Origin of the sequence: Streptomyces sp. KLMMK, from assembly GCF_036961605.1 — a bacterium.
Classification (GTDB): domain Bacteria; phylum Actinomycetota; class Actinomycetes; order Streptomycetales; family Streptomycetaceae; genus Streptomyces; species Streptomyces telluris.
In genome coordinates this window covers 1-24,656 of the sequence record NZ_JBAMDC010000066.1, presented here as the reverse complement: position 1 = coordinate 24,656, position 24,656 = coordinate 1, and the positions used below count along the sequence as shown (strand labels likewise).

The window sequence follows — 24,656 nt, the reverse complement described above, 5'->3', positions numbered from 1 at the left end:
CGGCGGCAACGACGAACCGGGCCAGCCCGACGACCAGGCCGCGCCGCACCCCGCCCTGACCGGCGGCGGATCGGCCCCGGCCTTCACCCGTCTCAGGGAGATCCGCGCACCGCGCCGCGCCCTCAACGAGGCCGTACGGACGCTGGTCGCCACCGACCACTTCAAGGAGCGTGCCGCCCAGGACGGTCCCGAGAGCGCACTGCGCGAGGCCCTGGCCACCTTCACCCGGGTCTCCCTGAACCAGCCGCTCGGCTTCCATACGGCCGTCGAAGCCCTCCACGCGGCCGTCGCCTTGGTCGACGACACCTGGAGGAACACCGACGTGCCGGGGGAGGCCGCCCAGGCCCTGGCCGAGCTGGTGCGAGCCGCGGATGCGTTCACCGGCTCGTGGCGGGCCACCGTCGCCTCGGCGGACTGGGACAGCCTTTTCAAGGGAGTGCCGCGCCCCAGCCTTGCGCAGCCCTCCGACGCTGCCGCACCGGTCGCCCTGGAGATCAACGATGCCGCCGTGCCCGGCGTCACCCTGGCCGAGCAGCACGCCGCCATCCGCACCGTGATCAACGCCTACGGTGCGTTCGACTCCGATCCCACTGAGCGCGGATCGGGGCTTGCTGCCTTCGTGCGGCGGATGGACGACCCCGCCCAGTGGCGGGCCTGGCGCGAGGACCTGGTCACCTCCGGCCGCGGCCTGTGGCTCGGCGGCCCCCACCTGAGCGAGGACCTGTGCGAGCTGGGGCGGCTCGATCCCGCCCCCGACGGTATCCTGATCACCACCCAGGGCGGCCGCACCCGGCCCACGATGCGCCTGGTGATGCGCTGGGAGGAACTGCCCGCCTGGATCCACCTGGGGCTGGGCGAGCAGGCGCGCCTTGAACTCCTGGACGCCGACGATGCCTACGTGGCCGCGCTGGCAGCCAGCGCCGACGGCAAGGTGGACCGGAGCCGGCTGAGCACCGCCGAGCAGACCGTCTGGGACGCCCTGCGGACGGCCGGGACACCGACTGCCCAAGGCCTTGCCGCCTCCTGGGACCGCTACCGCGCCGACGCGGTGCCCCCCGAAACGGATGCCCTGTTCGATCTGGAGTCCGCAACCCCCGAAGGCGGCCCCTACACCAGCCTCGCCGAGTTCACCCGTGCCACCGAAGAGGTGATCACCGCGGCCTGGGCGCTCCTCGCCCACCCGCAGTGGCCGGCGGCCGACCCGCGCACGGGGCGGCTGCATGAGGCGAGTGCGGCGGTACGGGCCTCCAGCCCCAGCACCATCACCCCCTCCGACGCCGTCCGCGCGATCCTCGCGCTGGCCCAAGCCGCACAGGACAGCGACCTCCTCCAAGTCCCGGTGCCACTGCACGTGAACGACCTCTTCGAATCGTTCGCCGCCCTCGCGCGACGACATGGTGACCGGGTCGCGGCCACCGCGTGGAGCGAACAGGCATGGCGGCAGGTGTTCCCCAGCGCGGGCGAAATCTGGTCCGAGGACCCGTTCCTGCTGCCCCGCCTCGGCTACCTAGATCCGCGCCAACGCCCGCTCACCGAGGAGGCCATGGAACCGCTCGGCGACTACGAGGCCTTCGGCAACCAGCACTACGAACAGATCACCCGCCCGGACCTGCTGGACCGGCTCGTCTACCGCGTCCCGGACACGGACGGCTTCACCGTGCGGCAGGAGTACATCTGGAGCGGACCCGCCTACACTCTGCGGGGACCCGACAACGAGGTCGTGGCCACCCTGGTCAAGGAGGGATCGGGCTGGCACACCGTGATGGGGCCGCGCCTGCCCGGTGAAACCAGCGAGGCACTCACCATCCTGCCCCCGCATCCGTACGGGTCGGACAACTTCCACGGGGCGGTCCTCGACGCCCTGCGCGTGTGGGCCCAGGAGACCGGCCGGCCGCTGCCCGGCCAGCCCACGTACCCCGATGCCATGCGCGTGTCCTGGGCCCTCGCCGACCTCGAATCCCTCCCCAACGCCCTGCACGCCGCCGCCCGCCACACCTGGCCGCTCACCTACACCCAGCAGCCCGCCCTCACCCGTGTCCTGGACGCCCTGGAACAGATCAAGGCACACGAGCGGGCCCAGCTCGACGACGACCAGATCCGCGCCAAGGCCGACGCCATCGAGCGCCTCGCTCCCGCCGCGGCCGCCTTGCGCACCCAGCTCGAGAGCGAGCACCTGCACGCCAGCGACCTGTACGGGCTCGTGCGGGTGCTGGCCGGCCACGCCCACGAGATGCCGCAGCGCCTGCGCACCTTCGCCGACAACCGCACCGTCCCTGAACCCGCACCTGCTGTCGCGCCGACGCCCGAGACGGCGGCCCCGGCACCGGAGGCCCCGATGACCACCACCCCCGCACCCGGCGAGGAGACCCAGGAAGCACCGGTGACGGAAGGCGGCGTGTGGGACCCCCACTACCCCGTCCCCGAGACCATCGCCCAACTGTGGAGGACAGCCCAGAAACAGGGCTGGACCATGACCCGCAGCACCACCGCCTCGGAGTACGGCAGCCAGCGGCTCAACGTCGAACTCGAAGCCCACACCCAGGTCGGCTACTGGCGCTTCAGTCTGCAGTGGGGCCCGCGCAAGGGCCGCTTCGTCGCGGACAAGGAGCGGTCTTTCGCCAGCTGGCCCGACGGGCGCACCGGACCGCGGGGCGGCACCACCCATCCCAAGGTCGAGGACGCGCTGAACGCCATGCAGCGCTACGCAGCGGTCCCCGCCCCCGCCGAGGAGCCCGACGCACCCGCCGAGCTCGCCGTTGCGCCCGAGCCGACGGCGGCCAAGACGGTGTCCGATCAGCCGGGCGTGAGCGAGCAGCCCGACGCCGTCGAGCCGGACACGAGCGCCGCGGTGCCGTTCGATGCGCAGGAGATCGAGGGCATGCCCGGCTACTGGTGGCGGCTGGAGCCGCCGCGCGAGGGTGCCCGCGACGACGTCGAACACATCACCGTGGGCCACGGCACCGAGCAGATCGGCCACGGGCACGGCCCCAACGGCTGGGATGGCGCCGTCAAGTGGAAGTTCTCGGTCGGCACCGACTACATGCCCGGCGAGCGCACCCCCTTCGCCAGCGCCAAGAAGATCGCCGAACGCCATCAGGCCCTGCAGGAAGCCGCTCACCTCACCGGTCCGCGGCCCGCAGAAGTGGTGTGGGTCCTCCACGACCGTGAGCCCGGCGGGGAGAACCGCACGTGGGTGTTCGGTGTCGCCGACACCGACAAGGATGCTCTGGCCGCCCTGGAGGCGGAGGACTTCATCCGCATGCCCAGTGCAGGCGCATGGGTCCAGAACCCGCGCATCCGGGCCGAGACCCGGGCCTACAAGACGGGCTTGTTCGTCCGGCGCATGCTCAAGCACGGCCGCTCCATCGCCGTCCACTACCACCGCGACGGCGCACCCGCCGACACCGCCCTGCCCGAACTCGACCTCGCGCGGCGCGGCGAACTCGACGCCCTTGCCGAGGGGGAGCGCAGGGACTGGAGCCCGATCGAGTTCCAGGCAGGCGACCAGGTCCTCCTCAAGGGCTCGCACAGCTGGTGGCACACCGTCACCGGCGTGCGGCCCGGACAGCTCACCGTCGAGCTGGAAAGTGCCGGCTACGGCGACGTCCTGGCCCGCCGCCGCGGCGAGGACCTGCTCACCGCCGCCGACCCGGTCGGTGAGATCACCACCGCCCGCCCCGGAACCCTCAACCTGCGCGGCGAGGCCCCCGAGGTCCTCGAAGCCGAACAAGTCAGGCTGGAGCTGCCGTTGGCCGATGCCGCGCACGCTCCCTTCGTCGAAGCCCGCCGCGCCCAGATCACCACCGAGCGGGAGCGGGTCGCGGGCAACCTCGCGGCCATCGAGAAGCGGCGTGCCGGCCTGCAGGCGGTCCTCGGCAACCCCAGGGCGCTCAAGGAACACGGCGGGAAGCTGCTGGCCAATGAGTGGGGCGAGCCGCTCGGCGCCGTCGTCAAGAAGGAGTCCATCGAGAACCTGCCGCGCCTGCCCATCGCGGACAAGTTCTGGTTCATCGACCTCGACGGCAACCCCCGTATCCCCTTGGGGCGCAAGGGCGAGGCCGAGGGCGAGTCGATCCGCCGTGAGGACCGGCTGAGCGGCAACGCGCCGGCCGGCTGGCGGCGCAGCTACTGGTCTCAGGTCGAGCCCGGCACCGTCATCCGCCTGCCCGAGTCCTCTGAGAAGGGCCTGTCGCCGCAGAACTGGTCCCAGCCGCTCACCCTGACCGGCATGCACCGCGGCGCCGACGGCTCCCTCACCGTCGAGGGCACCCGCGACGGGCAACTCGTCCGCCACGAGTTCAACCGGGTCCATGCCCTGCCGGGCCCGCTGCGGGAGGCGGTCGGAAAGTGGGCGGTGCGCCCCGAAACAGTGGTCGCCCGCGCAGCCCGCCCCGCGCTGATCGAGGCCCTGCGGCACACCCACACCAACATTCTGCTCCCCGGCAGCAGCCTCGAGCTCGCCGACGCACTGGACGCCGTCCGCACTGCGCTCGCCGCGATCCACGCACGGCCCACCCCGATCACCGCCCTGCGCCAGCAGATCGCGGACGCTCGGGACGCTGCCGCCCGCCTGGCGGCCGATGCCGAGCGGACCGGGTGGCCCGAGGTGGCCCAGCGTGCCCAGGCAGCCCATGCGGTGGCCCAGCAGTGGGCCGACGCCTTCGAAGACGTCGAGACCACTGCCCAGCAGCTGCAGGGAATCAGCACCTCACCGGTACCGGCACCCGAGCCTGCGCCGGAGCCTTCGGCAGGGGCACCCTCCGCCGCCCCGCCAGCCGCCGAGCAGTCGCCGGCCGGCCGCCCCTGGACGCAGATGCGCCTCGAGGACTTCGACAGTGCCCCGGCACCCGCCACACAGGACAGCGGGGCAGTGCCGGAAGGCCAGCTGAACCTCGACGGCTCCGACGCCGACCTGCCGCGCGAGGACAACCAGCCCGAGGGCGAGGCGGCCGAACCGGCTGACGGCGTCTTTGAGACGACCGCTCAGGAGCCGGCGCAGCCGATCGAGCCGAGGGCCCGTACTGCCCCGGCCCCGGAGGAGGCGGACGACAGCCCGGTCTCGCTCTACGACGCCATGCTGCTCGGTGGCCAGGAGGTGGCCCGTGCCCTGCTATCACGCGTCGCAGTCGGCGAACTTGCGGCCGACGGCCAGTTCCTTCGTGCCCCAGTGCTGCTGGACGGTGAGGCCATCGGCTCCGTCGTCACCCGGCCCGACGGCGGGTACGCCGCCACCACCATCGAGAACTGGACGTCGAGGCATCCGTTCGAGACCGTGTCCGGAGCGGTCGCCCAGGTCGTCCAGTCCTACGACGAGTGGGTCGCCACCGGCCAGGAGCGCCAGGACCGCGCCCGCGCACTCGGCCTCAACCAGCCGCCCGCCGTACCGGAGGGCGAACTGCCCGAGAATGCGACCCCCGTGTCCGGCTACCCCGAGTACCACCAGGTCAGCGCCTCCCCCGGCACCGTGGTGTACGGGCCGGGCAACCGGAAGATCGGCTCGGTCGAGAACCGCACCTACAACCAGGGCAAGCACAAGACCCTGTACGGCGACGACAGCCCCATCAAGGGCCACGACACCATCGAGCGTTCCGTCCGTCACCTGGTGGACGTGCACGCCGAACTTCACGACGTGCCCAAAGATCAGACCTGGCTGAACGTATGGATCGAGCATCACCCCGACCACACCCACGTGTGGGGGGCCTCCGACCAGTACCGCGAGCTTATCTTCGCGCTCGAGGTCGCCGGCGGCCCGCGCGGCTTCAACCGGCGCAACATGGACGGGGCGCACCGCCAGCACGGCATGTACTGGCACGCAATGCCGAAAAGTCTGACGTACGAGACCCGCACCGAGAAGGTCAACGCGTTGCGGGCGTTGCTGTCGGCTCGCGGCCGCGAAATACCCGTCTTCGAGAGCCTTGAGGCTAAGCAGCTTGCCGAAGCAGCAGCCACGGCCGAGACGACCGCGCCCGCGCTCACCGCATCGGCACGTGAGGCCGGTGCCCGGGCGGGGGACGACGCAGCCCCCGAGCCGCAGGACGCCGGCAGCACCCCGGACCGCCGGCCGCTCGGCCAGACGGCCCGAAGCCGGGCCCTCCCCGCCATGGCGATCCACGCCATGGACATCGACGACCTCGACGAGACCATCGACGCCCTCCGGGACGCCACCGATCCGCTGTCGCTGGCCTACCGGCTGCGCGCCGAGCGGCGCCGTTGGACCCTGCAGCGCGAGGAAGCTGAAGACGGTGAGCTGGCGTTCGGTGAAGGCGGTGCCCATCGGGGCGCCGACCACGGGCCGCTGTGTGAGCGGCAGGGTGGCGGCCGCGCGCGCGACGGCGATCACGTCGAGGTAGCCCTCCACACTGACCCGGGGCCCGCTGCTGCTGGCCAGGGACTCGGCCTGGGCAGGGTGGTGGAGTCCGAAGACGAGTTCGCTCTTGTGGAACAGGTCCGCCTCGTTCGAGGTGTTGAAGTACTTCGGCCCCCCGCGTTCCTTGGCCTGTTCTTCCGTCTCGCCGGGCCGGTCGACGCGCCGTCCGCTGAAGCCCACGATGTCCTGGTTCTCATCGTGGATCGGGAACATGATCCGGTCGTTGAACGTGTCGATGAGCGTGCCGATCCCGCTGGTGGTGGCGAGGCCTGCGTGAAGGAGCTCGTCTTCACTGAAGCCCTGGGCCATCAGCTCGCGGGTCAGCACGTCCCAGCGGCCCGCGCCACGGTCGGAGGGGGCATAGCCCAGGCCCCACTCCTGCTGGACCTCGGCGGGGAGCTGGCGTTCGTCGGTCAGGTAGGTGCGCGACAGCTCGGCGTTCGGATCGCTGCGCAGCCGCTCGGCGAAGATCTGGGCGGCCGCCCGGTTGACGGCAATCAGCCGCTCGCGCGGCACACCGACCTGAGCTCCGGAGGCATCCTGCAGGGCGCCCTGGCCTACCTGGGGAGTGTGCTGGAAGTCGACGCGGTAGGCGGCCAAGCTCTTCTCGGGGTGCTGGCGAATCGCCTCATGCAGGACGGGGCGGAGTCTGTCGGCGAGCTCGCGGTCACGTATGGCGTTGCCGCTGGTCTCCAGGGTGATCACAACGGTCCGCTCGGCGGTGAGGACGCCGGTTGCCTCCACCGCGACGCCGAGGTCGGTGAGGGCGGAGCGGGCCAGAGCCGTGAGTTGGTCGACGGGGTCGGCTGCGGCCGGCCTGGGCTGTTCGGCAGAGGTGGTGGCGGGCTCCGGCTGCCCAGCGATGTCCTGCTCCTGCTGCTCCTTGCCGGGGCTCGCCTCCGCTTCCGGCTCGGTGACAGCGGCCGCGGTTTCGACCGGGGCCGCTGCCGGCTCCGTCACGGCCTGCTGGTCCGCTGCCGCGGGCGACTTCGCCGCAGGCTGCGAGGCGGGGCTGTCGGAGCCGTTGTGCTCGCCCTCCCCGGTGGCGGTCACGGACTCCTGGGCGGCCGGAGCGGGAGGGGCGGCGGTCTCTTGAGCGGCGTCCGGCGCCGCCGCGGGTGGTGCGGGGGTCGCGGGAACGGGGGCCGCCTGCGGCACCTCGGCGGGGGCCGGCTCGCTCGGGGCCGGTGCAGGGGTGGTGGGGTTGTAGTCCAGGAGCGGCCGGGCGCCGCCGTCGCTCGCGTTCATCCACGCGGTCGCCGCGGCCAGCAGCGTCTGCGCGTCGACCTGTGCGAGGTCGGCGGCCGGGAGGGTGACGGCCCGCGCGCTGCCCTCTTTGTCCACGGCGGTGAGCCCGAGCCACAGCACGGGCGCCCCGGCCCGGTGATCGACCAGCGCGTAGACCGGGCGGCCGTGGACGTGGGCCAGGAGCGCGACCTCAGTGGCGCCGCCGGCCAGGTGGGCCTGTGCGCGGGCGAGCAGTCGCGGCGCGGCCTTCTCGGCGGTCATGAAGGCCTCACCGGGCAGCTCGAATACGGGCAGTTGGATGTCGTCGTCCTCGTCCGGGTCCACGGCCATCGTGGTGAGCTCCTGTGCCGTTTCGGGCGTCGGCTCGGTCGGGTCCGGTGTGCCGACGGGTTGCGGGGTGAGCTGCTGGGCGCGGTGCTGGATGTACTGGCCGAGTTCCATCTCGCCGTCCTCGGTCTGCTGGACGAAGGCGATGAACTGCCCCTGGAAGGCCTTTTGGTGCAAGTCGCGTAGTTTCGCGGTGTCGGTCGTCCGTGCCGCTTGGCCGTGGAAGTCCTGCGCGAGGGTCAGTTGTGCGCAGTGGATGTGGTGGCCCAGTTGCCGTGCAAGTCGTGCGTGTTGGCTCCCGCCGTCTGTGTCCGCGCCGAGCGCGGTCTGCAGGGCGAGCAAATCGGTGAGGCCGGGGACGCCGAGGGTGTCGGTGTCAGTCAGGGGCGTTGCTGCCCGGGAGGCGGCAGGGGTGGCCGACAGCCACTGTTCGTGCTGGTCGAGCTCCCGCAGCAGGGCCTGGTGGGCAGCCGTGTACGCGGCGGCGTCCGGGTAGGGCGCGGCGGTTTCGGTGCTCCCCTGCGGGCCGGGGACGCGTGGTTGGTCGGCTGCGGACGGGTTCGGCGGTGCACTGGTGGCCACGGTGCCCTCCTGACGTGCGGCGGCCCGTTGGGGGTGCGGGCTGCTCCCGGCTTCGGGAGCAGTGCTCTGCCCGCGGTCGTCGGCCTCATCCACGGCGGGCTCTGCCCAGGCGACACGTTCGGCTCCGGGGGGCTCCTCGTCCGCTGCGCTGGCCGTGGGGGCGTTCTCGGACGGCAGAGCCGCGGCGCGCCCGGGGGCCTGAGTGCGGTCGGCCGCACGTCCTACGGGGACCTTGGGCGTGGCTCTGAAGGAGGCAGCCGCGGGTTCGACCGGTTTGTCCGGCGCTTGCGTCACCGCGTTCCCGGCCTCGCCCGCGTCGGCCGGGCCGGCGCCCAGGGCAGTCTCGTCAAGGCTGGCGTCGTCTGTGCGTGTCGGCGTCCGCAGCGGCAACGTCCCTTCTCCGCTGGAGGGGTGCTGCAGCACGGCTTGGCCCTGACGCGTGTGCTGCGGGCTGCCAGTGCTCTGGTCGGCCGCTGAAGGCGCTGCCGCCTCGCTGCCGGAGGCGCCCGTGGGCTCCGCGGCGGCCTCTCGTGGCCCTGCGGCCCGCGCCTCGAGCGGTCCGCCGTCTTCTACCGGGGCCGGTGCGGGCGCACGTGGCACAGCAGATGAGCGGACCTGACCGGACACGCCCGGGACGGGCTGCGCCGGTGCGTCGATCGGGGTGCCGGCGCCGGGACCCTGGCCAGGTGCCTCACCGGTGGGTATCGACGGGGCGGGCCGGGGCTCGAGACCGCGCCACGTCGCGCGGCGGTCGGCCACGGTGTCGACCGTGTCGGTCTCCCCCAGCGCGTAGGCCCGCAGTTCGTTGGCCACGTGCTGTGCGGCCTCGGCCACATGTTCCGCCGCGGGCAGTTGCGGGAACTTGACCTCCTTGTTGCCAAGCCGCACGAGCTCGCCCGTCCAACCCGCCGCGTCCTCCAGCACGCTGACGATGGCGCCGGCGTCCAGGCCGTACGTCGTTGCGTGCTCGCGGACGGCCTCGAGGTAGGTGATGACGATGCCGCGGACGCGGACCCGGTGGACGTCGTCCGCCTGCACCCCTCGGGCGGTCTTCCACTCCGGGCTGCGAACGTTGTTCACGTAGTGGTCGGCCGCCTCGCGGCCCGCCTCCTCCAGAGCGGCGCGCAGATTCAGCACGGCGTCGGCTGCGTACGTGTGGGCGATGGGGTCGGTGAGCGTCTCGAGCGCGGCGGCGGCGTTCTCGTCGTACTGGGCCAGCGGGTACTGGTAGGTCCAGTAGGTGTGGTCGGCTCCGGCCACAAGGTGGGCGACGTCGCGGGCGGTCGACCGGGCGGCCCGTGCGGCGGCCTCGGCCGCCATGGCGTAGGTCTCCTCGATCTCCTTCTTGCTTCGCCTGCCGGTCTTGTGCCAGTCGTCCCGCAGGGGTTCCGGAGCCGGTGGCCTCGGGGCATCGCTGCTCTCCGCAGGGACCGGGAGGGCGCCCAGGGGCGCGTAGTCGATGGGCGGCAGTGGCGCCTGGTTTACGGTCTCGATGTCGCGGGGGACATCGGGCGCGGTGAGGTTGTAGCGGGTGTACCAGGCGTGCCCGCGCTCGGAGAGGCGAATCTGCGCGCCGTCGCGCTCGGCCAGCCCATTGTCCAGAAGGGCGCTGATGCGCTGCGGTGAGCCTGCCGGGCGGACGGAGCGGCGGGGCACGCGCTGCATGAACCGGCCGTCGACTTCGGTGATATTGCCACGCGCGATGTCGTTGAGGTCCCGATGGCGAGTCAGCGAATAGCGCGGAAGTGCTACCTCTGGTTCGGCGGCGGTCGACTCCGTGCCGAAGGTGTCCTGGTCGGCTGCGGGGACCGGTTCAGGCCGGTTCACGGCGAACAGCGTGGCCTGTTCCTGGACGCCCGGCCGCGGCGCGTCGCTCGTGGGTTCTCCCCGCAGTACACGGTGCCGCTGTTCGCCGGGTTCCGAGAGCCGGGCAAAGCGGTCATGCCAAGGCGTCTCGAAGTCCAGGGCCATCTCCGCGCTGCCCTCCGCATTCTCACTCGCGGCTGGCCCCGGTCCGGTGGCGAGCGCAGGCTCGTCAGGTGCTGCTGAGGATTGAGCCGCGGGAGCAGCCGTTTCGGGGGCGGGCTCGGCTTGTGGCTCGGCAGCATCGAGGAGCCCGGAGGGAACGTCCTGGTCCCTCCATGCCTCGGCTGACGGGTGTTCGGGCAGGACGGAGGGGCCTTCGGCCGGTGGGCCTTGGCGCCCGGAGGCTGTCTCGTTGCGCTCCGAGGTGAACGGTTGTGCGGGTGCCGCGTCGGCGGCGGGAGTCAGGACGGCCGGTTCCCCCGGCGCCGGGCCGCTCGCTGCGGCAGACGGCTGCGACGGCGTTTTCTCGGCAGCGTTGGTGGCTGCCCCGGGAACAGTCGGGCGAGCGGGGGTGTCTGGGTCGCCGCGGGCATCGGCGTCCGCCGCCTGGCCCGTGTTGCTGCGGGGACTTCGCGGCGCGGAGCGGGGAGCGCCCGCCGTCGCACGCCCGTCGGGCTGGGCTGCAGGACGGGGGTCGGTGCGTCCGTCCTGGACCGGCGCGGTACCGTGCCCGGATCCGCGCGCAGGGCTCTGTTCAGGTGTGAGTACGCGAGGAGCGTTGTCGGTGGCGGACCAGCCGGGGGCCGCATCGGGAAGTGGCAAGCCCGACGGCACTTCTCCCTCCGCTGTCCACTGCAGATCAGGGGCGGTCGGGGAAGCCGGCACTGCCGCGGCTGCGTCCAGGACGCGGGGGGTGTCCTCATCGCTCCCCCAGCCCCGAGGCGCCTCGGGGCTGGCCGAGGATGCGCCCTGGTCACCCCCCGCGCCGTCCCCGCGGCTCAGGGCGGCAGGGACGGCCGCTTCGCCTGCCTCGTGTTCGGGTGCCAGCGGGCGAGGTGTGTCGTCGCCGGCAGCCCAGCCGTAGACCTCGCCGGCCGGGGACAGGCCCGACGGAGGTTCCTCGGCCGCCGTCCATCCAACCGGGTCCCCGGTAGTGGGGGATGCCGAATGCGTCGCCGCCGTGTCCAGGACGCGCGGGGCGTCCAGGACGCGCGGGGCGTCCAGGACGCGCGGGGCGTCCAGGACGCGCGGGGCGTCCTGGTCGCTCCCCCGCCCCCTAGCCACAGGGCTAAGAGCCGAGGGGACGTCTTCGTCACCCCAAGCGTCACCTGGGCTGCTCGCGGCCGCGGGCCTGTCTGCTTCCCCAGTGTCCTGCTCGGACGCGGGGACGCGAGGCGGTTCCTCGCTCGCCGCCCAACCAGATCCAGGCGGAGTCGGGGACGTCGGCTCCGTCGCGGACATGTCCAGGACACGCGGTATGTCCTCGCCGCTCGCCCACCCCTTGGCTACAGCGTCAAGAGCCGAGGGCGCGTCCTCGTCCCCCCACGCCCCGTCCGCGCTGGTGCGGATGGCTGAGCCGTCTGCTTCCACGGCGTCCTGCTCGAATGCGAGGACGCGGGGGACATCGGCTGTTACGGCCCAGCCCGCGACGGGTTCGGGCAGCGTCAGACCTGACGGAGGTTCTTCCTCCGATGCCCAGCCCGCATCGAGTGCCACGGCGCGCGGAGTGTCGCCGGTGCTCGCCCACCCCGCGGCTACGGCATCGAGCGCCGACGGAGCATCCTCCCCCCACACACCGTCCGCGCCGGTGGTGACCGCTGAACCGTCGGCCTGCCCAGCGTCCTGCTCGGGGGCCAGGACGCGCGGAACGCCGTCCGCCGCTGACCAGCCGGCCACCGTGTCGGGAAGCACCAGACCAGACGGGGGCTCCTCCTCCGATACCCAGCCCGAGTCAGGCGCCAAGACACGGGGGGTGTCCGCATCGCTCGCCCATCCTTGGGCTACACCGTCGAGTGCCGACGGCGCCTCCTCACCCCACACGCCGTCCCGGCTGGATGCGACGGCTGAGCTGCCCACTTGCTCGGCACGCTGGTCAGATGCAAGGACGCGGGGGATGCTGTCCCTTGCGGCCCAGCCCGCGACGGGGTCAGAGTCCGCCAGACCAGACGGCGGCTCCTCCTCCGATGCCCAGCCCGCATCGGGTGCCAAGGCGCGCGGAGTGTCGCCGGTGCTCGCCCACCCCGCGGCTACGGCATCGAGCGCCGACGGAGCATCCTCCCCCCACACACCGTCCGCGCCGGTGGTGACCGCTGAACCGTCAGCCTGCCCAGCGTCCTGCTCGGGGGCCAGGACACGCGGAACGCCGTCCGCCGCTGACCAGCCCGGAGCCGGTGCTGGGACCTCCAATCCGGATGGAGCATCCAGTGCCCAGGCCGAATCAGGCGCAGCCGCGGGGGCACGCTCCGCCGCGAAAGCGTCAAGGACACGGGGCACGTCCGAGTTGCTCGCCCATTCAGCGGGAGCGGCATCGAGCGCCGATGGTGCGTCCTTGTCCCCCCAGGCGCCGTCCGCATGGGGGGTGACGGCTGCACCCTCTGCTTGACCGGTGTCCCGCTCGGGTGCGAGGACGCGGGGGACACTGTCCGTTGCGGTCCAGCCGGCCGCCACATCGGGAAGCACCAGACCCGATGAGGGCTCCTCCTCCGATACCCAGCCCGCGTCTGGCGCCAAGGCGCGGGGGACGCCGCCGGTGCTCGCCCACCCCGCGGCTACACCGTCGAGCGCCGACGGAGCATCTTCCTCCCCCCAAGCGTCGTCTGCGCCGCGGGGCGGGGGCGGGAACTCTTCAGGAGCGGTGGCCAACTCGTCACCTCGTTGATGATCACGGGTGGCGGCCGAGCCGCCTGCATTCCCTGGGCAGATCAAGTGCCCTTCGACGCTAGGGATCACCGCCCCGCAAGGCTGCCGTGTACCGGCGGGCCTCCCGCCTGAGGGGAAGAGCGGCCCAGAAGATTGGCGGCCGATTCCCCCAGGCGGTCCGTGCCCCCGGTCACCGGCTTGGGGAGGCAGCCGGCGCGGCCTGTTGGCCGTGCTCGTCCGGACGCGGCTGACGCATGGGTCCGGAGCCTGCGGCGGGGGAAATCGACTGGGGCATCTGGCGTTGGCGAGCTGCCGCCTGGACGCGGTCGCGGACCCGGCGCGCGCGGTCGGTGTCGATGAGCTCCTGTACAAAGGCCTCGCCGTAGCGCTCCACGATGTGAGTGACCTTGTCGTTGGTGGCGTTTTGGAGGTCTTCGCGGGTGAAGACACCAGCTGCTGCAGACGTGGCGTCGAACCCGAAGCCCAGTACGCGCCCGTGCTGCGGATGCCTATCGACTGCCACGTACAGGTTCAAGGCGCTCATCTTGCTGTGGAGGGTCGGCTCGCTGGACGCCTGCGGGTCGTCCATGAGCTTCAGCAGGTCCCCGCGCAGCCGGTCCGGGACGACGGGCCCGGGAGCGGGAAGGCGGGCCAGCACGCCGCGCAGTACCTGTTCTCCGGTGGCACCTTCGAGTTCCGCAGCTGTGAACTGCGCGGCTGCGCGGGGTGTGGTGGGGTCGAACCCGAACTGCACGACTTTCCCGTGCCGGGGACTCTGTGCGACCCGTACGTACAGCGGCGCGCCGCCGACGTTCGCGTGCTCGGTGGGCGTGGTGGGTGCGTCCCGGTTGGTGAGCAGGCGCAGCAGGTCACGGCGCAGTTGTTCGCCCTCGGACAGCTTTGAGGGCATCTGCGTTACGTTCTGCGGATCCAGCTCTGCCTCGGCTTCCTCGTGCAGCTCAGGTTCCGTCTCCGTTTCCGGATCGGTCTCCGCTTCGAGGTCCGCTTCGTGCTCGAACTCCAAGTCGTCGGCTTCGATCTCCTGGTCGGCCACCGGCTCGTGCTCCAGCTCCAGGTCCGCAACGGCCTCGTTCTCAAGCTCGGAGGCCAGTCCCAGCACAGCCGCGAGCTCCGCCTCGAAGTCAACGTCCTGGTCGGGGTCAGCTTCGAATTCCGAGGCCAGCTCCGCCTTGAGTTCGGCGGTCAGCTCCGCCTCCATATCCGCGTCCGTGTCCGGGCCGGTCTCTGTTTCCGGATCGGAGGTGGTGGGCGGCTGGGAAGTCGGCCGGGCCAGGGCGGTGGGTGGCACCGGTGCCTCTTGCGGTGCGAGCGGCGCCCGCTGGGTGAGCCGGTAGACGGTTTCGGGCAGTTCGAAGGCCGTAGCCTTCAACTCGATCGAGGCCGGCTGGATGTCCGCCCCGTTGACAATGGTGGCGGCCATCAAGTATGTCCGCTCGCCACCGTCGCCGTGGGGGTGGTTGTGGGTCACCATGGCGCGGCCGCGGATCCGGAGGGTGCCGGCGGCGGGTGTCCCTGCGGCGCCGCTCGGCACGAGCGGTGTGCCGTTGGCATCGAGGTCGAATTCGATGACGTCGTCGTTGTGGACGAAGTCAGCGTCCAGGCGCAGGCCGATGGGCTCGCCGTCTGCGTCGAGGATGGTGTCCTGGCCCACGTGCTGTACGGGCAGGTTGCGGGGCAGGTGCCAGGTGCTGTCGTCGTCCAGGGTGATCGTTGTGGTGCCGAAGTCGGTGTCGGTGCGCTGGATGATCTCCCAGGCCTTGTCCTCGTCGTTGATCCGCAGCCAGACCCAGTCGCCGGGGGTGAGCGTGTCTGCCCAGCGCATGGTGCCGGTGTCCTGCTCGGGGCGCTGAGGCTGGTCCTCGAAGAGCTGCCACATGGCGTCGCTGGGGGAGTTGGTCCGGTCGTGCGCGCGGTCGTGGTGGGCGCGTTCCTCCAGGATCGTGTGGTTGAGGTGGTCGAACTCCCCTGCGGACAGCCGCGCGCCGAGCTGCGGGTCGCTCCAGTCGATCGGCTCCCCGTCGGTGGTCCGCAGCTCGGTGAGGCGGCCGGCGAAGTCGCGTGCTTCCTCCAGGGAGGGCAGGCCCTCCAGCGGCTGGGGGGTGACGGCGAGGTCGCGGGCGGCTTCGGGGCTGAGGTAGAGGTCGGGCAGGCGGCCGTCGAAGGGCAGGCCGGTGCCGGCGGGGAGCACCTCGAAGGTCTCGCCGTTCTGGCGGATGGCGAACTGGCCGTCGTCGGTGAGCTCCACCAGTTCGCGGTCCTTGGCGACTTTGCGCACCTCGGCGCGGCGCTCGGGGCTCAGTCCGGGGATCTTCGCGGCCTTCAGGTGGTTGATGACCTGGCCGAGGGAGGCGAAGCGCCGCTGCACCAGGGCCGTCTCCCCTGCCGGTGTGGCGGGTGCAAGCGGGGTGGCGACCAAGACGTGGCTGGTGGAGCGGATGGTCTGGATCTGGTTGCCGGTGGCGGCGTCCAGGACTCGGCCCCAGCCGCGGCGCGCGCCTTTCGCGTCGTCGGATTCTTCGATCCGCACCAGGACTGGGATGTCCAGGGGTTCCAGGTTGGAGCGCAGGTGGGTGGCCTGCGGGTTGTTGACTTCGCCCTTCCACCAGAAGGTGCCGTCGGCTGCTGCCACCTCGCCGAGGACCTTCTTCACGTTGGTGATCACGAAGTTGCCCGGGGCCGGTATGGAGGGGTCGGTCTGCTCGGGGGCGGGCCGGGGTGCGGTCTGGGGCGCGGGCGCGGTCAGGCGGCGGCCGGTGCTCTGCTGGTACTCCTTGGCGTAGCGCCGGTCCCTCTCGTCGAGGCCCTGGGTGACCAGCGCGTGCAGGATCGCCTGCTTGATGTCGTGGCCGTGCTGGTCCTTCCAGTGGAGGGCCTTCATGGGCAGGGCCCGGCGGGTGGGGTTGGGCATGTCCCAGGGGAAGGGGCGGCCCTGTTCGTCGCGGATGCTCTCCAGGGCGTCCGCGATCCTGTTGGCCCGCTCGCGGGTCTTGATCTGCTCGCCCCAGGGCCCGAAGACCTTCGTGAGCCGGTCCGGTGCCCGCACTTCGTAGCGTTCGGGGGCGACGGTGATGATCGCCAGCCGGCCGCCGGAACTCAGGTGGGTTCCGGCCTCGGTCTTGCCGTGCTTGCGGCACAGCTCGACGATCATCTGCTGGCTGCGCTGGTCCGGGTCGGCCTTGTAGTGGACGACGCTGCTCAGGTGGGCCTTGAGCAGCATGTTGGAGTCGGCCGTGGGGTCGGCCTTCTTCTCCTCGGGCGTGAGGGCGAACCGTGGTGCCGGTATCGGGGCGGGTCCTGCGGGCGCTTTCAGTGGCTGGTTCTCGGGGACGCCGGCGAGGAAGCGGATGAGCGCGACCGCGGCGCCGTCGGGGCTGGCGTAGGCGGTGCCCTCGGCCAGGGCCAGTTGGCCGTCGGGGACGAAGTGGAAGCCCGCGGCGCTCGCCACGACGGTGCCGAGCCGGGTGCCGTTGCGCAGGATGCCCCGGGCGCCGCCGGGATCGGCCGCTTCCAGGGTGAGGTCGGCCAGGTCCTGGCGGAAGGCGTCCATGCCGCCGAGCTGTTCGGCATCCATCCGGCGCAGGCGGCGCTGCTCCAGCTCGGCACGCAGGGCGTCGCGCTGCTCGACGGCGCGGACGCTGTCTGCGGTGTCGCCCTGTGCCGCGTACGCGTTGAGCCACTGGTCCAGGGCCGTGGCCCGCCTCTCAAGCTCGGCGGACTTCAGGCTCTGCGGCGGGCTGGAGAACAACGGGGGCTTGGGCGTGCGGTCCTGCACCAGCACGGGCGCCACCGCGCCCGGGCGCGGGGTGCGCTCGGGACGGTCCTGGAGGGTGACGAGCCGGGTGCCATCCCAGCAGGCCAGTACCTCTTCGAGCCCGTGGAAGTGGCCGCGCTCGTCGCGCAGGGTGTGCGGTCCGACCTCGACGGCCTGGGCCCACTCACCGCTCTTGCGCAGCAGGACTTCGACCCGGGTGCCGTCCGGGCGCGGCTCGAGATCGGCGATCGTCCACCGGCCGGCCCGCTGGGCGTAGGAGTAGTCCTTCCTCAGTGTGGCGAGCAGGGCGGCGGAAACGTCTCGTGTGACGGCATCCTGCTCGACCACCGGCGCCGGGGCCGGGGCGGTTGGCTGCGGCTGGGCTGCGCGGTCGCCCGGTACCGCGACGACCTGGTCGCGGGTGAAGACCAGGACGCGGCCGTCCGCGCTGGTGCCGGCGTACGAGCTGGCGTCGGCCAGCTCCACGGTGACTGTGCTGTACAGCTGCCGGGTGCCCGGCTGGCCGGTGGCGGCGTGGGCGGGGTGGTGCGGGTCGAGGATGCGGACCTGCTGGCCCACGTCGAGGGTGGGAGAGGCGCTCGGGCCGGCGGGTATCCAGCCCTGGGGGGCGGGCTCGGTGAGGTTGCGGCGGTCGTGGGCGGCGGCTTCGCCTTCCACCGTGCCGCCCTCGACGGAGGTTTCGAGGCGTCCGTGGAAGGCGGTCTCGGCGCCCAGGGTTCCGGAGAGGTAGACCGACTGGTGGAGTTGGATCTGGTCGGCGCCGATGGGGTTCCAGGCGACGTAGACCCGCAGGCCGCTGGCTTCGTCGCCGACCTGGACCTTCACCAGCTGGTCGGTGCCGCGGGTGTCCTTGGCGATGACCGTGCCCAGGACCGGAACAAGGGCCGGGCCCGCCTCGTGCCCCTGTGCCTCGCTCGCACCCGGGGCGGTGGTTGCTGTCTCGGGTGTGGGGACACGCAGGCCGGGCTCGCTGGCGAGGCTGTGGCGTGTGCGTTCAGCGTCTTCCTTGGTCGCGAAGACGGCTTCGACGGGGTCCTGGTCCTGGGAGCGGATCCAGACGATGTCCCCGTCTGCGCGGTCCACCACGGCCCAGTGTCGGCCGGTGTCCGTGGGCCGGGCGATCACCTTGAACGACGCCGCCGGCGCGGCGGTCGCCGCAGGTTCCGGGGCCTCGGCCGCGGACAGCGTGTCATCGGTGGCGGCGGGCGGCGCTGCGGGGCTCTGCTCCCCGTCGACGGCGGCGTTCTGGCCCACCGCCGCGGTGGTGGCCGGCTCCTGCTGTTCAGTGGGGCGCGGGGCGGCGGCGAAGAACGGTGTTCCGGTGCGGATACGGTCGATGCGCTTGCCGGTGACGGCGTCCTCGACGTCGACGACGCCGCGCGGTCCGAACTTCAGCCGGGCGAGGATGGGTTGTTTGATCGCCTTCTTGCGTTCGGCTGCCTTGCCGCCCCACCACAGGGTGCCGTCCGGCCCTGTCAGTGCACGGGTCTCGGGCGGCTTGAGCGCGGTGAACGTGTCCCGGTCAGGGGCCGTCTGCGTCGTGCCGTCTGGGGTGGTGGGCGCTGTCTGAGCCTGCTGCTCGGTTGCGTCCGGTGTGTCCACGGCGGCTTCCTCCCCGGTGCCGTCTGCGGCGGACGGTGTGTTCGGTGCTTGCGGTGCCTGGTCAGCGGTGCTGGGAGCGGCGGCAGGACGGGGCGAGGTCTGCGGGTCCGGCGAGGCCGCACTGCTCGGGCCGGGTGCCGTCAGCGGCACGAAGCCGCTGTTGAGGGCCTCGTCCAGTTCTTCGTCGCTGGCCACGGGCAGGTGGGGCTGGTCCTGCCCCTCGCGGCGGACGATCTGACCGGTGACGACCGCCTGGGTGCGCCCGTCGTCGGTCCTCACGAGCAGCGCGGTGCCGTCGAGCTCCGCGACTTCCCCGTGGAGGAGGCTTTCTCCGTCCTCGCTCCAGAAGGTGAGGCGGTTGCCGGGTGCGAAGTCGCTGACCTGCCATGCGCGCAGGTAGATGCCGTCCGGCTCCTGCATCGGGTCGTCGTCGCGGGTGACGTCGAAGATCCAGCTGAGCGAGCCGGCGTCCAGGATGTCGGTGGCACGGGTGGCGGCGACGTAGGCCAGGCGCAGCTGCTCGTCGTCGGGGATCGTGTCCCAGTCGATGCCACCGCTGGCGCTCTCCTTGGGACCACGGAAGTCCCCGGCGATGCGGACACGCTCGGACTCCATGCCTTTGGCCTTGTGCGCGGTGGACACCAGGAGGTCATGCGGCGCGGCCTGGTCGACGACCTGCCCGCCGTTGTCGCTGGCGGGGGCGGTGTAGTGGTCGGTGATGTACTGCTCGACCCGCTCGCGCAGCCGGTGACGCTCGGCCTCGGTCGCGGAGGCGGCGGGCTTCCTCGGCGGCGGGAAGCTCCATCGCTTGCCGTCGCCGTCCCATCCGAAGCCGACGCCCTTGCTCTTGAGCCACTCCTTCGTGGCCCGGAAGTTGCCGTCGCCGTGGGCGAATTTCACGTGCAGGCGCTCGCCGTCGTCCTCGACGAACGGGCGCGGCATCCGCACGGACTCCAGCAGCGCATCGAGATCCTCGCTGTGCCGCTCCATCAGCTTGAACATGGAGTCGAGCTGTTTGAGCTCGTGCTCGCTCTCGGCGGTCTCCAGGATCTCGTCCCAGGCCATGCCGTTGAACCGGGCCAGTTCCTGATGGCTGGTGCGCTCCCCCTCGCGCAGCGCTTCCGCGGCTTCCAGGAACTTCCGCAGGTCGGCCAGTCCCCCGGACACCGCGACCTTGCGGCCCGCCCGCAGGCCTTCGACGGCACCGAGGACGACTCCCGCGTTGGTGCGGGCTATGAGCATCGTCTCGTCGCCCGGATCGATCTCTTCGATGCGGGAGGACTTGCGGTCCCAACCGGCCAGCCGCATGCGGGTGCCGCCCAGACGCAGGAAACGGTTGCCGATGTCGGCCACGGCATCGCCGAACCGGAAGGTCTGGGTCAGCGTGGCGGTCGCGTCCGCGGGCAGGCGTCCCAGGGCGTCGGTCGCTCCGCGGAAACCGTAGATGGCCTGGTTGCTATCGCCCACCGCTACGACCTGGATGCCGGCTTCGCGGACGTTCGCGACGATCGACTCCATGACGGGGTTGACGTCCTGTGCTTCGTCCCAGAACAGCACGTCGGTGTCGGGGACCCGGCCGGAGAGCGCCCACATCTTGACGGTGTGGTCGAAGGACAGCGGAAGATCGCGGTCCTTGCCGATGGCCTGCGGGTCGGTCAGGTTGTCCCACATCTCCTGCGCAAGGGGCCGGATCGCGGCGAAAATCGCACCCCGGTTGTGCGAGATGCTGTCCGGCAGATGGTGGACGGCGAAGTCGTCGTCTGCGGACTTCACCCATTCCGACAGCAGCCGGTTGGCCAGGTACGCGGCACGCTGCGGGCTCAGCGATTCGCCTCCGGCCGGGATCCGGGAGCGCCAGCGCATCCGGTCGGCGATCTGCTGCTCGTTGAGCTTCGGCCAGTTCAACCGGGTCAGCAGGGCCTCGTCGACCATGCTGTTGGCGTAGGCGTTCGCGGTGGTCGGGGTGAGGTTGTCGCTGTACTCGCCGCGCTGCTGTGCCTCGATCGCTTCGTCAGCGACCGAGCGATTGAAGGCGAGGTACAGGATGCGCTTGCCGGGCATGCGCCGCGACAGCATCTTCAAGGTGGTGGACTTGCCGGTGCCGGCCAGGGCCATCACCCGCAGGTCCAGGCCGCGCCGCGCCGCGGCCTCGATGATGATGTCCTGCTCAGCGGTGGGCGGGAATTCTTCCGCCGCAGCGGCGGACGCGACGATCTCGGCCCATCGGGCATCGGTGTAGCCGCCGGGCTTCGCGGGCGGCAGGTCGTCCACGCTGGTGACGGCGCCCTGGGCCTCGTTGGGGTTGAGCCTGTAGCCGTCGGCCCGCTCACGCAGGATCTGCCCGCGGGACGGATCGACAAGGTTGCCCTGGGCGTCGTACTGCGTTTGCGGCACCCACCCTTGCGCGTCGCCGACGTCCGCCGCTCCGGGGCCCCTGAGAATCTCCCAGGTCCAGGTGCGGGCCGCGTGCCGGAACCGGTCGACGAGCACGACCTGGCCGTCGAGCAGCGGGAGCACGGCCACCTGCGGCTCGGGCCGCGCGGCGAGGATCCGCAGCCGGCGCTCCTGGCGTCCGTCGGGGAGGACCACCGGGTCTTCGAGGACCACCCGCTCCTCGTCACGGTGCAGCACCTGCCCTTCGGTCATCGGCCAGCGCATGATGTCGGTCGCGCCGTAGCCGGGCGGACTGGAGAACAACGCGGGGCGGGTGTCGCGCAGATGTGCGTACGCGGACTCGGGGGTGTGGTCCATCAGATCACCGACCTCGGCGGGCAGGGTGAGCAGCGAGCGGGGAAGCGGAACGGCGGGCGTCACGCGGCAACTCCCTGACGGGCAGCGGACAGATCGGCGGCGAGCTCGTCGACGGCGGTGTACGTCATGGGCCCGGTGGTGACGATCCGCGCCCGATCCCCGCTGTAGTGCAGGCGCCACTTGTCGACCACCCACCGCGCGGGCCGCTCGAAGGTGACCGTCAACGAGCCGGGGAAGCGTTCCGGCGCCACCCCCGCGGCCTCGAACGTGGCGAGCGCGTAGCCGGCGACCTCCTGGCACCGGGCCACCATGGCCGCCACGCCGGCCCGCCCCAGGGAGCGCAGTCGCGTCCACAGCAGCAGCGTACTGAGCCCGCTGCGGGCACCGACCAGCAGACGGTCGGGCACCGTGATCGACAGGTTCGTGGGCGGGTCCTGCATACGCCGCACCAGCGAGATGCCCGCCGGGACGGGCAGTCCCAGTAGGGGGTGCCCGGACAGGGTGATGGAGTGCGCGCCGTGCGCGAGCGACCACGGCTCCACCAGGTCGGTGTGCGCGGCCGCCAGTCCGCCCGCGCTCGCGTCGACATGGATGTGCACCGGCCCGAACGCGGCGGCCGCGGCCCGCAGTTCGGTCACGCTGTCGATGGCGCCGTGCAGGGGAGTGCCGCAGGTGGCCACCACCAGCGCCCCCCGCCCCGCGCCGCATCCGTACCTGCAGCCGCAGATCGTCCGGATCCATCGTGCCGTCGCCCAGCGCCAGGACGCGCACCGTGTTCATCCCCAGCAGCTCGCAGGCCCGTACGACGTCGTAGTGGGCCTGATCGCTGATGTACACCGACGGCTCCGGCAGCCCGCGGCGGGCCAGGACCAGGCCGTGCAGGAGCGCCTCGCGCGGCGAGGCCGCCACATAGCCGTGCGCCTCGTCGAGGCAGACCCCGGCGAGCGCGGCGAAGTAGGCGAGCACCGCCTTCTCGTACGCGCGGGCGCCGTCGTCGAAGCGGGTGTCGTCGTACGGGCCGCCCTGCTGATCGGTGAACAGGCCGAGCAGCGGGGCGAGTTCGGCCATCACCTGTTCTAGGTGATCCGGGAGGCCCAGGAACGGCCGCTCGCCCGGGGCGAAGGCGCGCTGCAGCTGGTGCAGCGCGCGGGTGTCCGCCGCGGGCGGGGACGGCTGGAAGCCGATGGCCAGGCCCTCGTCGGGCGGGGTCGAGGCGGTGCGGGGACTCACGTCATCGGCTCCATACAGGTCGCTCGGGCTATGGGTGCCACTCCATCTACGCCCGCCCGCAGCCGCTGCGGGCCGCCCGGACGCCGAGCACGCCGCGGGGCGGGAGGCAGCGCCGCACAACCCGGTTGCGCCTCCCGCCCCACGGACTCGACGGCCCCGAGCGCTGCCGCCGCGCCGGGCACCGGCTACCGCGCGGCGCGCTCGTGCACCCCCGTCGGGTTGGCGGCGGGGGAGCGCGGCGGGAACAGATTCCGCCTGCCGGGAGAGCAGGCCAAGTCGCGGAGCCAGCAGGTGGGACCGCAGCCGAAGGACGACGCCATCACCGCCGCCGGCCGCCCAGGATCGGTCACGTCCGGACCTGAGGGTGCGCACCCCTCATGTCCCCGACACCTGATTTGGTGGTCGTAGGCCCGTGAGCACCACGAGATCCGGCCCAGCGGCATCGCGTGACGGAACGATCCGCCCGATCGCCGAGCCAGGGAGTGGGAGGAGCGGCAGCGGCTGTCCGCGTCGCCGGAAGCGGCGTTGAGAGGGCCGCCGCGGTCTGCTGGGCTTCTCGCCGGCGGCTGGCCCCCCCTTCGCCGCTGGCGCCGTCCGTACGCCGCCGCCTGCCACTCGGCCCCGGCGCACGGACGGCGGCTTTCTCCCACACCCACGATTCCCCCTTTTGCAGAGGCAGGCAGGCGATGGCCCACGCGCAGGTCCGCGACGTCCCCCGCACCACGAAGGAGCCAGCCCGCGCACCACAGCCGTCACCCCTGCCCGCCCCGGCAGGCGATCCGGAGCCACCGCGCACCCCGCCAACCTTCCGCGCCGTGCTGCGCCACCGACATTGCAGCCGCCTGCTGATCGCCTCGGTGACCGGACGCCTGTCGCTGGGCATGGTGCCCGTCGCCCTGATCCTGGCGGCACAGGCGGACGGCCACTCCCTGGCGAGCGCCAGTCTGCTGGCCGCGCTCTACGGCATCGCCCCGGCGCTCGGACTGCCACTGCTCGGACGGCTGGCAGACCTGCGCGGCCTGCTCCTGCCCTGCTACCTCGGCGCCGCCCTGGTCGCCGTCGCGCTCGGCACCCTGGCCATGGCGGGTACCGCCCACCTGCCGCTGACCGCCGGGTGCGTCGCCCTGGCCGGAGCCGGATGCCCGCCGCTGGAGGGCGGGCTGCGATCCCTGTGGCACGCAGTGCTGCCCGACGACGCCCACGTGCGCACCGCCTACACCCTGGACTCCTCCACCCAGGAGATCGTCTACGTCACCGGCCCCGCCCTGGCCATCGCGATGGCCACCTGGCTCTCCCCGGCCGCGGCCCTCGCCCTCGCGGCCGCCGTCACCGTGGCCGGCTCCCTCGCCTTCGCCACCGCCCCACCGGCCCGCACCTGGCGGGCCGCGCCCCGCCACCGCGAACGGCTCGGCGTGCTGCGCCCGCCCGCCATGCGGCCCCTGCTGCTCTCCCTGGTCTTCCTCGGCACCACGGTCGGCGCCCTCGACGTCGCCGGGATCGCGGTGGCCGAACGGCAGGACGCCTCCTGGCTGGCGGGCGCGCTGCCCGCGGCGTTCTCCGCCGCCGGACTGCTCGGCGGCGTCCTGTTCACCCGCCTTCAGCCCACCACCGCCCCGCGTCCGCGTCACCTGATGCTGCTCGGTGTCGCGTACGCAGCCTGCTGGCTCCCGCTACTCGCCCCGCTGCCCGCCCCGGCGATCCTCGTCCTGGCGCTGCTGCCGGGCGCCCTGTTCGTGCCCCTGCTCACCGTGGCGTCCCTGTCCGTCACCGCGCTCGCCCCGCCGGGAACGTCGACCGAGGCGGTCGGCTGGATGTCCAGCGCCATCCGGCTCGGCCAGGCCGGCGGCACGGCCCTGGCCGGACCACTCAGCGGCCACTTCGCCGTCCCGCTGATGGCTGCGGTCGGCTGCGCGCTGCTGCTCACGGCGCGCACCGTGCCCGTGCCCGCGGCCACCCCGGTGTGAGACGACACGGGCCCGCGCATGCCCGTTCCCACCTCCCGGCACGCCGAATGCGATCGCCGCGCCAGCGCCTGGCACGCCCCGGTGGCCCGCCCGTCATGCGTCCTGTCTGGCCTGAAGGCTCCTGGTA

Annotated in this window: 4 protein-coding genes and 1 pseudogene; 3 read left to right on the top strand and 2 right to left on the bottom strand. The window is 72.4% G+C overall.

Annotated features, from left to right (window positions below):
• Window positions 1-8,128 (top strand): annotated as a pseudogene (locus tag V7793_RS13735) (hypothetical protein); the annotation flags it as partial.
• A 5,251-nt stretch (window positions 8,129-13,379) separates the two neighbouring features.
• On the opposite strand, the gene V7793_RS13730 reads toward V7793_RS13735, so the two are convergent.
• A complete protein-coding gene (locus V7793_RS13730; RefSeq protein ID WP_336006260.1) occupies window positions 13,380-21,398 on the bottom strand; it encodes a UvrD-helicase domain-containing protein in 8,019 nt (2,672 codons plus the stop codon).
• Window positions 21,395-22,018 (bottom strand): hypothetical protein, encoded by a 624-nt coding sequence (locus tag V7793_RS13725; protein ID WP_336006258.1) that lies wholly within the window; start codon window positions 22,016-22,018, stop codon window positions 21,395-21,397. The genes V7793_RS13730 and V7793_RS13725 overlap by 4 nt, the downstream gene beginning before the upstream one ends.
• Between V7793_RS13725 and V7793_RS13720 the strand changes: the two genes are divergently transcribed.
• Both V7793_RS13720 and V7793_RS13715 read left to right on the top strand, forming a co-directional pair.
• Window positions 22,008-22,415 carry a hypothetical protein gene (locus V7793_RS13720; protein ID WP_336006255.1) on the top strand — a complete coding sequence of 136 codons (408 nt, stop codon included), beginning with the start codon at window positions 22,008-22,010 and terminating at the stop codon, window positions 22,413-22,415. The genes V7793_RS13725 and V7793_RS13720 overlap by 11 nt on opposite strands.
• Window positions 22,416-23,380: 965 nt before the next feature.
• Window positions 23,381-24,529 (top strand): MFS transporter, encoded by a 1,149-nt coding sequence (locus V7793_RS13715; RefSeq protein WP_336006253.1) that lies wholly within the window; start codon window positions 23,381-23,383, stop codon window positions 24,527-24,529.
• The last annotated feature ends 127 nt before the right edge of the window (window positions 24,530-24,656 follow it).